The sequence below is a fragment of the Hydrogenovibrio halophilus DSM 15072 genome, from assembly GCF_000384235.1.
In the GTDB taxonomy this organism is placed as follows: Bacteria; Pseudomonadota; Gammaproteobacteria; order Thiomicrospirales; family Thiomicrospiraceae; genus Hydrogenovibrio; species Hydrogenovibrio halophilus.
The window spans coordinates 1,563,596-1,576,685 of record NZ_KB913033.1; the positions used below are offsets into that span (position 1 = coordinate 1,563,596).

The window sequence follows — 13,090 nt, forward strand, 5'->3', positions numbered from 1 at the left end:
TGTAAGGTAGTGCGAATCTTTGAAGATCCCTCCGCTTCGGTCGGGATGACATGGGGATGGTCGGGATGACAGGAACGTGGTAGGAATCACAGGGCGCAGGTTAGGATGACAAGGAGGATGGGCGTGGTGACAGCCATTTTTCACCAGGCCTGGTTAAAACAGGCGCGCGCGGCTTTATGACAGGTGTGTTACACTTTGCGCAAAAAAAGCATGAAAAGAGGAGTGCTGCATGATGCGCCAATGTCAGCCCTGTACCGCCTGCTGCGACGGTTGGGTACAAATTACGGTCAAAGGCTGTGAGGCTTATCCCGGTCATCCCTGTCCCCACAGTACGGGTCAGGGCTGTGATGATTATGAAAACCGACCGGTGAATCCCTGTCGCAATTTTGATTGCGCCTGGGTTCAGACCGGCAGTCGTCTGCCCGATGATTTTCGTCCGGATGAGTGCGGGGCGCTGGTGATTGACCACATTTTGACCTGGGAAGGTTTGGTGGTGGATCTGGCTGTGCCAGTAGGCCGGGAAATTCCTGAGGCAACCCTGCAATGGCTGATGCAAGCGGCCGAAAAGCACATGCGCCCGTTGATTTATCAGATGCAGGACCCGGAAGCCAAAGAGCTGGAGAAAAATCCGCTGACGCTGGCTTATGGCCCCCCGGCGTTTCAGCAATGGGTGATGCAGCAGCAGGCTGCTGGTCGCAAACTCTGGTAACAACCCTGCGCGGGGTAAAAACGCGGGGAAATAGGCCCTTGCGTCAAAGTTCAATAAAAAAGCCCGCTGACTCAGTTTGAGTCAGCGGGCTTTTTATTGGTCAGAAGGGCTGGGTGGTATCAGAATTCGCTCCACTCGTCCTCGTCTTTGGTGTGTGCCGGTTGCGGTGGCGGCGGCGTTTGGGTGCCGGCATCACGGGCAGGTGCGGCTCGGTGCGTCGTGGCCTTATGTGCCTGACCAGACTGTTGAGACGGGCTCTGGGATGAACGCTGTGGTGTCGAACGTTGTTGGTTCGACCCGGTCGAAGTCGCTCTGCCGCTCTGTTTTTGTTCGGCCGGCTTGGATGACAGGGCCTTGCGTTCTTCAGAGCGTTTGGCCTGTTGGCGTTCCTCGTTCTGGTGTTTGCGCGCCACGGCTTCTTCTGCCTGAGTCAGGCCGCTGATGACTTTTTCGCTGGCTTCGTCCAGCTTGTCAAACTCGCGCTTCACTGTCTCAATGTCTTCGTTTTCATGCGCTTCCAGAATGCGTTTGATGGTGGCATGAAGTTCGGTATGCCATTTTTCCACTTCCTGCATTTCCGGCATGCGCATGTATTCCTGGCCTTCTTCACCGTACATCCACTGACCCAGTGCGCACTTGGTGTGGTCGGTGGCTGTCTCGCGGTTAAACTCAGCATCAATGCCTTCAACATACGCCAGAACCAGGCCTTTCCACTGACGGTGAGCGCGACGGGCGTGGGCGAAGACAAACTTGCCGGTCTGCATCGCCGTTTCAAAGCCAATCTGTCTCAGATCGATTTTGAAGGTGCCGATGACTTTTTGCACTTCTTCGGCCAGACGGCTCATGTCCGCCGTACGGTCCGCGGTTTTTTCCACCAGTGCCGAGTTTTGCTGGGTGACCTGGTCAATGCTGCTGATGGCGGTATTGACCTGTTCCACGCCTTTGGCCTGCTCGGCCGTGGTATCGGAAATTTCCTTGACGTAATTGCCGATTTTTTCAATCGAGCCGTTGATCAGCTCCAGCGCCTTGCCGGATTCGTCGGCCAGCTTGGCCCCTTCCTGGACTTTTTCCACGGTGTTGTCAATCAGGCCGCGGATGTCCTTGGCGGCATCGCTGGATTTGCCGGCCAGAGAGCGTACTTCGCCGGCGACGACCGCAAAGCCGCGTCCGTGTTCACCCGCTCGGGCCGCTTCCACCGCCGCATTCAGAGCCAGCAGATTGGTCTGGAAGGCAATGCTGTCAATCAACGACGTGATCTCGGAAATCTTGGTGCTGGCTTCGTTGATTTCATTAATGGATTCGATGGTGCGGTGGACCACTTTGTTGGCATCCTGCGCCTCTTTCAGCGACAGGGTGGCCGCTTCATTGGCGTCACTGGCGTTGTTGGCGGTTTGTTGAATGGTGGAGGTAATCTGCTCCATGCTCGCGGCCGTTTCCTGTAGGGACGCCGCCTGCTGCTGAGTGCGGGATGACAGATCAATCACATCAGTGGATATGTCCATGGTGCCATTGGCCAGACGGTTGACGGAGTAGGTGGTTTGCGCCATCAGGCTGCTGACATTGCTGACTGAGTTGTTGATGCCTTCGCGCAGAACCGCCAGGGTCCCGTCCGTCTCCATGTTGATGCGTTGCTTCAGGTCGCCACTGCCCTGAGCCACCATTACCTTGGTGGCATTCTCAATGATGGCTTCCAGCGAATCCAACGATTCGTTGATGTTGTCTTTCAGCACCTGCATTTCGCCTTCGGCTTTGGCGGTGATGCGTTTGCCGAAGAAGCCCTGGGCCACCTGGCTCATCAGTTCGTTGACTTCGTAGAACACGCCTTTGAGCACCGACATGGAGGCCTGGGCGTCATGCAGTGCGTTCTTGAATTCGCCCAGAGCCGTGCCGGAGGTCTGGTAGCTGAAGTTACCGGCATGGATTTCCTGCAACACATGGCGGATTTCGTCAAAAGTGCCGGAAAGCTGCTCTGAGGCGGAGTTCAGGTTCCGCTTAAGCACTTCAAAATCCCCGGTCATCGGAATGACTGTCGAGGTTTTGAGGCGGCCTTCAGAAATGTCTTTCATCATTCGCCCGGCTTCACCCATCGCAACCTGGGTCATCTGCATCTGGCCGTTGTAGGCTTCGGCCAACATGCCCATTTCATTGGGGATGCGCGCATCCGCCCGTTCGCTCAGGTTGCCGGTGTCACGCGCGTGATCCATGGTTCTGGCAATGCGCTTGATTGGTTTGACCATGTTGCTGCGGATGATCAGCAAAAAGATCAGAATCAGCAGAATCATGGACACTGCGACTTTGATCACGGTGTCGACCGCGGCATCAAAGCTGTGGGCATTGAGAGTGTTGAGTTTCTGCAGGTTTTCATCCAACAGGTGATAACCGATCAGATCGTTGTTGGTGTCGGTGATCGGCAGGGCAACGATGAAACGGTCCTCTGTCACCAGATACCCTTGGTCGATCAAGCGATTGATGTCCACGTTTTGAATGCGGGACACGGTTTCCGGGTTGAACAGTTCGGTGCTCGACAGGGTGTAAGGTCCGACTTTGGGATTGCCTTGCGCTTTTTGCGCAATGTCGAGCGCGTCATCGGTCAGGATCGATGCATAATGAATGTCGCGGTCCTTGAAACGATTGCGGAGGTTGTCAATGCCGGTGACGACCTCGACCGAGCCCACAACCTCACCGTTATCAGAATGGTAAACGGGCGCCACACTGCGGATGGCAATGCCGGCGCGGCCAAGTTCCATGCCGCCGACGGTCTGCTTCTGTTCACGCACCTGATTGACGGTATAGCGGAAAGTGGAAATGTCGTCACCGGTTTTGTCGGTCCAGGAACGATAGAAAGAGTGCCCTCTGGCATCGTGGACATGCACTTTGGGCTTGATGCCATGCGCGCTTTCCACGGTCTGGATCTTCTGATCCACGGTCTGTTTGGCCAGGTAGCCGTAGTCGGATTCCAGTGCGGCCTGAATGTCAGGATGGTTGGCAAACCCAAGCGCCATGCTGATGTCTCCGGCTCTGACATTGGCCACCAGCGCGTCCATGCGCTCATTGATCTGGTCAAACCGTTCTTCACTGTTGGTTTCAACGACCTTTTGGTAATTCATTTGTGACAACAGTGCCGTGATCGCAATGCCGATGACGACCAGCGTGGTGCCAATGGCCGCCAGTTTGGGCATGATTTTGAGGCGGTAAAACGGGTTGAGCCGGTTCCGTCTCTCTCTTCCCGGGGTGTCAATGTGCCCGTGGTGAATGATTTTTTTGCCGGCACTGATGTCTTTGTAGGCCTGTGCAGCGGCGGTTTTGTCGCTTTCTGGTGGCGGGGTGCGCACGGAAATGTAGCCAGTGACCTGACCGTTTTCCACTACGGGGGCGGCATTGGCAATCACCCAGTAATAGCGCCCGTCCTTGGCGCGGTTCTTGACAAGTTGGGTCCAGCCTTGACCCGCCTGCAAAGTGTCCCAGAAATCCTTGAACACGGCTTTGGGCACATCGGGGTGACGCAGAATGTTGTGCGGCTGGCCAATGATTTCATCGTGCTCATATCCACTCACTTCGATGAATTCGGAGTTGGCTTCGAGTATGGTTCCCTTCAGATCCGTCCGGGAGATCAAACGATAATGATCGGGAACGCGGATTTCTTCATTGATTAACGGGCGGTCATTTGGGTTCATAAGTCCGTGCCTTTTGATGATTTTTTGCAAGGGTCACTTCAGTTTGATTGCTAAAAATGTAACCCTGATACGCTTTTTTTTCAACAAATCTTTGATGTCAAAGGGTTTTAATGCTTGAAATGTGACTCCTGTGTCACAAACTGGCGGCGTTTTTTGCCTGCTCGGTTCTGTCTGAGTGCTCATAAGCACAGACCGTGCCTGTTTTGTTGGTTTTAGGATTCAGGCGTGATCGGTTTTTTTCAGGTCCTTGGGGCGAACATAATGCAGCAATCGGGCCGAAGCCTGAGGCGCTTGGAGAGCCTTTTCCGGCAATAACAAGTGCGCCAGTGTGGCGGTTGGAAAAGGTTTGTTGTGCCCCAAAGCCGCTGCGTCAGACCCGATCAGGCGGGCCAGAAACTGCTCAAAACCGGGGTTGTGCCCCACCCACAACAGGCGCTGTGTCTGGGCAGGAAAGTTGGCCAGCAGGCTTTCCAGCCTTTCGGTGTCAGCCAGATACAGCGCGTCCACCGTCTCAACCGGAATGGTTTTGGGCAGTTGCAGGCGTTTTAATGTCTGTTGCGCGCGTTTGGCTGACGACACCCAGACCGCATCGGGCCATAATTGCTGCTGATCCAGCCAGGCCGCGATTTTGCAGACCGATTTTTTGCCCTTGTCGGAGATGGGTCTTTCCCGGTCCGGCAGTTCCGGGTCTTTCCAGTCCGATTTGGCATGACGCAGCAGTAGCAGTTCTTTGAACGGATCGGCCATGGCGTTGAATCCTCCGTTGGTATCAAATACCGTATTGGGCCTGATAAGTCTGCATGGCCTTGAGAATCGCGGTCTGATCCAGACCCAGTTCCGCAGGCAGCGTTTGTTCGGTCAGGTAATCGATCAGATCCTGCAGACAGATCAGCCGGATCACCGGCAGATTGAAGGTGGTTTCCACTTCTTCGATGGCCGATTGTTCGCTTTGGCCTTTTTCCATGCGATCCAGAGCAATGACCACGCCAGCCGGTTGGGCGTTCTGGGCCTGAATCAGGTCAATCGCTTCGCGAATGGCGGTGCCGGCGGTGATCACGTCATCAATGATCAGAACCCGCCCCTGCAGAGGGTGGCCCACAATGTTTCCGCCCTCACCATGATCCTTGGCTTCCTTGCGGTTGAAGGCGTAAGGCACATCCATGTCGTGGCGAGTGGCCAGCGCGGTACTGGTGGCCGCGGCCAGGGGGATGCCTTTGTAAGCGGGACCGAACAGGACATCGAAATCCAGTGCGCTTTTGGCAATCGCCTGGGCATAGATGTCAGACAGTTTCGCCAACTGGCCACCGGTGTTGAACAGACCGGCATTGAAAAAGTAAGGGCTTTGGCGACCCGATTTGAGGGTGAATTGCCCCAGCTTGAGCACGCCCGTCTGCAGAACCAGTTCGATGAAGGCGGTTTTTTGTGAGGGGGTCAGCGGGCTTTTGTTGAGCGAAGTGTTGTCAGTCATACAATCTTGGTTTGTGATCAAAGAAAACCATTTTACCATTTTCGGAATTTTATGGGGTGCGAATGGAGTTGGCACGCTTCTCGCGTTATGTTCGTCAAAGCAGGCACGACTGACAATAAATTGACAGTATCAACATTTGCGAGGCACCCGTTATGTCCATTGATTTACGCCAGGTAGAACCCTTGGGATCCAAAAGCCTTTTGCTGGAACAGGCCTTGCGCCGCCAGCGGAGTCGTCAGGAAATTGACTACGACGATTACGACATGTCCGACATGGTCGCGCCCGACTACGAATGGTTGAAAGAAGACAAAACCGCCATTCAGGGGCTGGTCAAACAAATGGATGCGTCCATCGGTCAGTTGTCGAAACAAATGCACGAATTGGAAAACCGCACTGAGCGCAGCCGGTCCAAGTTGGAAAAAGAACAGCAGTTGCTCTATAAACAGATTCGTACTTTGAACGGTTTGATGAAACGTCAGGTGGACATTTTCAGTTCGGTGGAACACCAGGCCGAAGAGATCGAAATCAAAAACAACAATCTGATCCCGCAGGTGGGTATTGGTTTGATTGCCGGTCTGATGTCGGCGGTGACCATTCTGGTGACCGCGCCCTGGCTGACGGTCCTGATTGATATGGTGCGTGCGGCCTGATCATCTGCTCAGAATGCTTTGGCAGACTCGATTTTCAGGCTTATAATTCTGGTTTGACCCGAATCAGGAGCCTGCGATGCAAGCCGAAGTGGTGTTTAACCGACTGCTGACCCCCGAGGCCGACAAGGCCATTTACCATTTGCGTTTGTCTTTGCCATCGCCGCTGAATTACCAGCCGGGCGACTGGCTGATGGTCACCCCTCATAACCCGCCCCAACTGGTGCAGGCCTGTCTGGAAGCACTGGGCTTGTCTGAACAGACCCTGATTGCCTTGCCAAAACACGATGAGATGCCGTTGGGCCAGGCGCTGCATGCGCATCTGGAACTGACCCAGTTGCAGCCGGCGGTTCTTAACAAGCTGCAGCGCCGGTTTGGCTGGTCGCTCTGGCCCGATCGTCAGGCGATGATGGCCTTTGCCGAAAACCGGGATCTGCTGGATCTGATCGAATTTCTGAAAACGGCACACCCGGAACTGACGCAACCGGAAAAGGCGCTGGCTTTCTGTCAGTTACTGGCCCCTTTATCGCCCCGGTTTTATTCCATTGCTTCCGCCCCGGATGCGCTGGGGGAGACGCAGGTGGATTTGCTTTACCGGCAGGTGGTGTATGAGCGGGCGCGTCGAATGCGTTATGGGGCCGCCAGCAATGTGCTCAGCGGCAGTCAGCCGGGGGACTTGCTGGACGTAGACCATAACCCCAATCCGCATTTCAAGTTGCCCGAAGATCAACCCGATTCCGAGGCCGATGCGCGCGCACCGCTCATTTTGATTGGTGCCGGAACCGGTTTGGCACCGTATTTCGGCTTTCTTCAGCGTCGTTTTGCCGAGCATGCAAGTCATCAGAACCACCAAAACAACCAGGCCTGGTTGTTTTTTGGGGAAGCCCATGCCGGGAAAACCGATTTGTTGCGTGCGGTCTTGCCGGAACCGATTTTAACGGCCTGGCAACAGCAGGGCTTGCAGGTCACCACCGCGTTTTCGCGCGATCAGGCAGAAAAAATTTACGTGCAGCAACGGCTGTGGCAAGCCCGCTCCGAGGTCATGGCCTGGCTTGACCAGGGCGCGTACCTGTATCTGTGCGGCGATCAGGCGCAAATGGCCACCCAGGTGGCGCAATGTCTGATCGAGATTTTGCAGCAGGAAGGCGGCCAGACGCCGGATCAGGCTCAGGCTACCTGGAAGCATTGGCGTCAGATCAAGCGGGTGCAATACGACGTTTATTGAAGGCTCACTCTCATCCTGAGCGAAGCCAAACGGGCCTTTGAAGGGAGAGTGCAGGATCGGAAAAGATCCCTCCACTTCGGTCGGGATGACAGTCACTTTTCTGCTTGGCCTGTTTAAAACAGGAAGTATGTCACCCTGAGCGAAGCCGAAGGGTCTTTTGACGGTGTGCAGGGTTGAAAAGGTTTCTCTCCGGTCGGGATGACCGCCTTTTTGAGCAGGCCTGGTCAAAAAGGGAACTGTGACATTTTAATGCGGTGGGTTTAAGGCACTGAGAAACACCTGTGCGGAATGCAAGGCGTTGCGCTGGGCGAAGTCGGCCATCTGGTGACGACAACTGGTGCCGGTGGCCACCACCCAGTCTTCGCTGTCAGCGCTTTCCAGCGCCGGAAGAATGGCCTGGTTGGCAATCTTGTGTGACACATCGTAGTGTTTGTAGCCAAACTCGCCTGACATGCCACAACAGCCGGATGCAATCACCTTCAGTTCCAGCTCGGGGATTAATGACAGCGCGGACTGAGCATCGGCGGCATCACTGATCGATTTCTGATGACAATGCACATGCAGCCAGACTTTGCGCGGCAAAGGTTGGAACGCAAACGGCCACTGCTGATGCAGATCCAGAACCAGCTCTTCAAACAATTGTACCTGTGAAAACGACCAGGCCTGGTCATTTGCCGGGGCAATCAGGTCTTTGGCTTCGTCGCGCCAGACCAACGTATCCGAAGGTTCCAGTCCCACAATTCGGTCTTCTTTTCGCACATCGGCCAGCGCCTGGCAGGTGTCTTTCAAAGCGGTTTTGGCCGCCGGAATCAGCCCCTGGCTTAACAGTGCTCTGGGCGAGTGCTTTAAAAAGACGGGTTTGACCTGATAGCCGGATTGGCTCAGAAAGCTCAGTGCGGCCTGGCCGATGGCCGGTTCCTGATAATGGCTGTAGAGGTCCACCAGTACCCAGATTACGGGGCGGTCATCGGAGGCGGTGCTCGTTTTCCGAGCCTGTTTCTGCCACCAGCGTGAGAGCGGCTGAGCCTGCAGACGGGGCAGGGGACGGCGTGTGTCCACACCCATCAGTTTTTTGACCAGAGAGCGATCCTGTACCCAGTTGTAAAGGCCCGGCAGCAACGCGCCCGCTTGCATCAACAAGCCGTAGTAACGGATCGACAGGCGGCTGAGGCTGAAAAGCCGGGTCTGATAGAGCATTTCGGATTTGAGTCGCGCCATGTCCACGCTGGCGGGGCATTCGGACTGACAGGCTTTGCAGCCCAGACACAGTTCCAGCGCATCACGCAGTTCGGGCGCTTTCAATGCCTGAATCGGGTTGGGTTCGGTCAGAGCGCGGCGCAGCAGATTGGCGCGGCCGCGGGTGGAATAATTTTCTTCGCGCGTGGCCTGATACGACGGACACATGGTGCCGCGCCCGGCGGATTTGCGACAGGCGCCCGCGCCATTGCACTTTTCCACTGCGTCCATCAGGCTCAAATCGGCCTGCCAGTCATAACCGGGCGTGAGGTCCACGATCGGCTGTCGGTCGGCGCGCAGATTCGCTGTGATCGGGGCTTCGCCAATGATGACGCCGGGATTGAACAAGAAGTTGGGGTCAAATATGGCCTTCAGGTCGACCAGGTGCTGATACACCGCGTCGCCGAGCTGTTCACGGATAAAGGGCGCACGAATGCGGCCATCGCCGTGTTCGCCCGAAATCGCCCCGCGGTATTTCTTGACCAGCTGGCTGCTGCGTTCGGCCACGGTCTGAAAGTGTTTACGGCCTTCTTCGGTCGCCAGGTCCATTTCCGGGCGCACATGAATCAGGCCCACCGACGCGTGACCGTAATAGACGCAACCCAGTCCCAGATCCGACATAATCGCCTGGGTTTCGCGGTAAAAGTCGGGCAGGGACGCCACCGGCACCGCGGCGTCTTCGATCACGGCCACGGCTTTTTTGCGGGTGGGTTTGCCCATCAGTAATCCCAGCCCGGCTTTGCGCAGATTCCAGACTTTGGCGGTATCAGCGGTTTCGATGATCGGACAGGCGTAAGCGCCCTGTTCGCGCATCCAGTCGGCCCCGTCGTGTAAACGCTGGCGCAACCGCTCGGGGTTGTCATCAAACAGTTCCACCACCAGAACGGCCTCGGGATCGCCCTGCACCCAGAAACGGTTGCGGGTCTGGTCGCGGTTGTTGCGGGTGCCGTCCAGCGTGGGTTTGTCGATCAGCTCAATCGCCGCCGGGTTGCGTGGCAAAAAGTCGGGCACCGAACGCATGGCGGTGTCCATGCAGTCGAAATGGGCGCAGAACACCTGGCTGTGCTGGGGCAGGTCCACCAGATTCAGGGTGGCCTGGGTGATGAATCCCAGTGTGCCCTCGCTGCCGCAGATCAGTGGGGTCAGGTTAAACGGTTTGCCATTGGGGTTGAAGGGCTGGTGATCACGGTAGAGCACGTCCAGCGCGTAGCCGGTGGTGCGGCGGATGATCGAGGCATCGGGAAAGGCATCGACAATGGCCGCGCCGTGTTGTGTCAGCAGCGCCAGCACCTCGCGGTAAATTTCGCCTTCAAGCGTGTCCAGCGCCTGTTTCTGCTGGAGTTCCTCGGCGGTCAGATCGCGAAAGGTGACCTCATGGCCATCGGCCAGAATCATGTTCACGCTTTTGACGTGATCGCGGGTGGTGCCGTAATAAACCGAATAGGCCCCACAGGAGTTGTTGCCGATCATGCCACCGATCATGGCGCGGTTGGACGTGGAGGTGTCGGGGGCAAAACGCAGGCCAGCGGATCGGACGTAGTCGTTCAGATCGTCCTGAATCACGCCCGGTTCCACCACCACTTCCCTGTCTTCGGGACGAAAATCGAGAATGCGGGTGAAGTGTTTGGAAATGTCCAGCAACAGGCCCGAACCAATGGCCTGACCACCCAGGGACGTACCGCCGGCGCGCGGGGTGATGGGTTGCTTTTCGCCCAGTGCCTGACGGACCCGGCTCAGCAAGTCGGCCTGGTTTTTGGGGTAGGTAAAGGCCGCTGGCTGGATTTCAAAAACGGACGCATCGGTGGTGATCATGCCGGACTTCCTCTGTGTTTTGGGGCCGAAAGGATCAATGCAGCACGCGCACGCGCAGGGTTTCTTTGATCGCCTTGAGTTCTTTCAGCGCGGTATCCCGGTCCTTGGCGTCGATGTCGATCACCACATAGCCAATGTCGTCCATGGTTTGCAGGTATTGCGCCAGAATGTTGACGCCCTGATGCGCAAACGCATTGTTGATCTGGGTCATGACCCCCGGGATGTTCTGGTGAATGTGCAACAGACGACTGCGGCCGACCTGTTCCGGCAGAGAGACTTCGGGGAAGTTCTTGGCCATGACGGTGGTGCCGGTGTCGGAGTATTTGACCAGCTTGCTGGCGACCTCTTCGCCGATGTTTTTCTGCGCTTCCAGGGTGCTGCCGCCAATGTGCGGGGTCAGAATCACGTTGCTCAAGCCCCGTAACGGGGAGTGAAAGGTTTCGTCATTGGTTTTGGGTTCCACCGGGAAGACGTCAATCGCCGCACCGGACAGATGACCGGACTCAATGGCTTCGGCCAGGGCGTCGATGTCGACCACGGTGCCGCGGGCGGCATTGATGAAAATCGCGCCCGGGCGCATCAACTGAAATTGTTCGGCCCCCATCATGTTCTGGGTGCTCTCGGTTTCGGGCACGTGCAACGACACCACGTCCGAGGTCTGAAGCAGTTCTTCCAGTGTGCCCACCTGTTCGGCATTGCTGAGTGAGAGCTTGGTTTCAATGTCATAGTATTTGACGGTCATGCCGATGTTTTCGGCCATGATGCCCAGCTGGATGCCGATGTGACCGTAGCCGACAATGCCCAGGGTTTTGCCGCGTGCTTCGACGGCACCGGTCGCAGATTTGTCCCAGATGCCCTGGTGGGCCTTGGTGTTTTTGGCCGGAATGTCGCGCAACAGCAGCAGAATCTCGCCCAGAACCAGCTCGGCCACGGAACGGGTGTTGGAAAAGGGGGCATTGAAAACCGGGATGCCACGGCGTCTGGCCGCATTCAGATCGACCTGATTGGTGCCGATGCAGAAACAGCCGACACCGACCAGTTTTTTGGCCGCTGCGAAGACGTCTTCGGTCAACTGGGTACGGGAACGAATGCCGATAAAATGCGCGTCCTGGATTTTATCCAGCAGGTCTTCTTCCGAAAGCGACCCTTTGTGGTACTCGATGTTGTGATAACCATTGGCATTCAGCACATCGACCGCGCTTTGATGCGGGCCTTCCAACAGAAGGATTTTGATTTTGTCTTTCGCCAGGGAATTTCTCATCAGGTCTCACTCGGGAACTCAATAAAAAGAAAACGACCGGCCTCTCGGTGTTAACCGATGCAGACCGGTCTGAAAGCGGGCAAGGATGTGCCCTTGGGTGTTTACGACTGCGATTGTGCGGCGTAATATTCTGCCAGTGCCTTGATTTCCTCATCCGTCAGCCCTTTGGCAAAGGGTTCCATGGTGGCGTTTTTGCGGTGGCCATCACGAAAGTCCTTCAAGGATTGTTCCAGATAGGCGGCATGCTGGCCGGCCAGTTTGGGATAAGTCGGAACCAGACTGTTGCCATTGGGGCCATGGCAGCCAACACACGTCTGCGCCTTTGCGGGTTTGTCAGCCGCCAGCGTCAGGGGGGCAAAACTGAATGCGGTCATCAGGCCGACCACAGCCGAGGCAGTTCGAAGATTCATAAACACAGATCCCTTAGGGTTACACAAGGTGGTTACAGGCTCCAGAGTCCTTTTTGCTGATCAGAAGCGGTGCATTCTGGCCATTTGTCGCCATTTTTAAAATGTTTGCACAGGACTCACGAAATTGGAGTTAATATTTAAGCGGATTCGGGTCCCCGGGTCAAGCGACAACGGGCATAAAAAAAGCCGCACTATGGCGGCTTTGATTTATTGCCTAGCTTAGCTCTAGAGCCAGCTGCAACGATTACAGCGATGCTGTGTAAGCAGCAATGTTTTCAATGTCGGCGTCAGACAGGTTAGCAGCCATTGGCGCCATCATGGACGTCATTGGACCAACTTGCTCACCGGCACGGTATTTTTTCAGCAGGTCAGCGATTTCCGCTGTGTCACGTCCGGCCAGAGCAGGACCGACTCCACCTTCACCGGCAGCACCGTGGCACCCAACACAGGTTGAATAAGCGGATTTGCCAGCTTCTGCGCTTGCTGCCTGTGCAGAACCCAGAGTCATCAAAGAAGTTGCTGTGATAGCCAATAATAGTTTTTTCATTTTTGTACTCTCCTAAGCACCATGTCACAATTCAGGTTTAAACCTGTGCTTATTACAATGCAAACGCCAGAATTAGTCAAGTTGGAACTTTGAAGGGAGTT

The 13,090-nt window shown here is 55.8% G+C and carries 10 protein-coding genes; 3 read left to right on the forward strand and 7 right to left on the reverse strand.

Features of this window, described 5'->3' with window-relative positions:
- Positions 1-229: 229 nt before the first annotated feature.
- Positions 230-709, forward strand: coding sequence for a hypothetical protein (locus A377_RS0107565; protein WP_019895655.1), 480 nt, complete (start codon positions 230-232; stop codon positions 707-709).
- 119 nt (positions 710-828) lie between these two features.
- Here the strand turns inward: A377_RS0107565 and A377_RS0107570 are convergent, their stop codons facing one another.
- The 3 genes from A377_RS0107570 to pyrE form a co-directional block, all read right to left on the reverse strand.
- A complete protein-coding gene (locus A377_RS0107570) occupies positions 829-4,383 on the reverse strand; it encodes a methyl-accepting chemotaxis protein (RefSeq protein ID WP_019895656.1) in 3,555 nt (1,184 codons plus the stop codon).
- A gap of 219 nt (positions 4,384-4,602) precedes the next feature.
- Positions 4,603-5,130 (reverse strand): SixA phosphatase family protein, encoded by a 528-nt coding sequence (locus A377_RS0107580; protein WP_019895658.1) that lies wholly within the window; start codon positions 5,128-5,130, stop codon positions 4,603-4,605.
- A 22-nt stretch (positions 5,131-5,152) separates the two neighbouring features.
- Positions 5,153-5,851 (reverse strand): orotate phosphoribosyltransferase, encoded by a 699-nt coding sequence (gene pyrE, locus A377_RS0107585; RefSeq protein WP_019895660.1) that lies wholly within the window; start codon positions 5,849-5,851, stop codon positions 5,153-5,155.
- Between the two features lie 152 nt (positions 5,852-6,003).
- Here pyrE and A377_RS0107590 point away from each other — a divergent pair, with 152 nt between their 5' ends.
- On the forward strand, positions 6,004-6,501 hold the full coding sequence (locus A377_RS0107590) for a hypothetical protein (protein WP_019895661.1): 498 nt from the start codon (positions 6,004-6,006) through the stop codon (positions 6,499-6,501).
- A gap of 76 nt (positions 6,502-6,577) precedes the next feature.
- Entirely contained in the window at positions 6,578-7,723 is a 1,146-nt protein-coding gene (locus A377_RS12195; protein WP_019895662.1) for a ferredoxin reductase domain-containing protein, read from the forward strand.
- A 246-nt stretch (positions 7,724-7,969) separates the two neighbouring features.
- Here the strand turns inward: A377_RS12195 and A377_RS0107600 are convergent, their stop codons facing one another.
- The 4 genes from A377_RS0107600 to A377_RS0107615 form a co-directional block, all read right to left on the reverse strand.
- Positions 7,970-10,771 carry an FAD-binding and (Fe-S)-binding domain-containing protein gene (locus A377_RS0107600; RefSeq protein ID WP_019895663.1) on the reverse strand — a complete coding sequence of 934 codons (2,802 nt, stop codon included), beginning with the start codon at positions 10,769-10,771 and terminating at the stop codon, positions 7,970-7,972.
- A gap of 34 nt (positions 10,772-10,805) precedes the next feature.
- Complete coding sequence (gene serA / locus A377_RS0107605; RefSeq protein ID WP_019895664.1) at positions 10,806-12,032, reverse strand: phosphoglycerate dehydrogenase; 1,227 nt, start codon at positions 12,030-12,032, stop codon at positions 10,806-10,808.
- 101 nt (positions 12,033-12,133) lie between these two features.
- A complete protein-coding gene (locus tag A377_RS0107610) occupies positions 12,134-12,442 on the reverse strand; it encodes a c-type cytochrome (protein WP_019895666.1) in 309 nt (102 codons plus the stop codon).
- 244 nt (positions 12,443-12,686) lie between these two features.
- On the reverse strand, positions 12,687-12,989 hold the full coding sequence (locus A377_RS0107615) for a c-type cytochrome (RefSeq protein WP_028485365.1): 303 nt from the start codon (positions 12,987-12,989) through the stop codon (positions 12,687-12,689).
- Between the last annotated feature and the right edge of the window lie 101 nt (positions 12,990-13,090).

Bases quoted from the DNA above. Each gene is read 5' to 3' on its own strand.
- A377_RS0107565 (WP_019895655.1), top strand. From the start codon at position 230: ATGATGCGCCAATGTCAGCCCTGTACCGCCTGCTGCGACGGTTGGGTA.
- A377_RS0107570 (WP_019895656.1), bottom strand. From the start codon at position 4,383: ATGAACCCAAATGACCGCCCGTTAATCAATGAAGAAATCCGCGTTCCC.
- A377_RS0107580 (WP_019895658.1), bottom strand. From the start codon at position 5,130: ATGGCCGATCCGTTCAAAGAACTGCTACTGCTGCGTCATGCCAAATCG.
- pyrE (WP_019895660.1), bottom strand. From the start codon at position 5,851: ATGACTGACAACACTTCGCTCAACAAAAGCCCGCTGACCCCCTCACAA.
- A377_RS0107590 (WP_019895661.1), top strand. From the start codon at position 6,004: ATGTCCATTGATTTACGCCAGGTAGAACCCTTGGGATCCAAAAGCCTT.
- A377_RS12195 (WP_019895662.1), top strand. From the start codon at position 6,578: ATGCAAGCCGAAGTGGTGTTTAACCGACTGCTGACCCCCGAGGCCGAC.
- A377_RS0107600 (WP_019895663.1), bottom strand. From the start codon at position 10,771: ATGATCACCACCGATGCGTCCGTTTTTGAAATCCAGCCAGCGGCCTTT.
- serA (WP_019895664.1), bottom strand. From the start codon at position 12,032: ATGAGAAATTCCCTGGCGAAAGACAAAATCAAAATCCTTCTGTTGGAA.
- A377_RS0107610 (WP_019895666.1), bottom strand. From the start codon at position 12,442: ATGAATCTTCGAACTGCCTCGGCTGTGGTCGGCCTGATGACCGCATTC.
- A377_RS0107615 (WP_028485365.1), bottom strand. From the start codon at position 12,989: ATGAAAAAACTATTATTGGCTATCACAGCAACTTCTTTGATGACTCTG.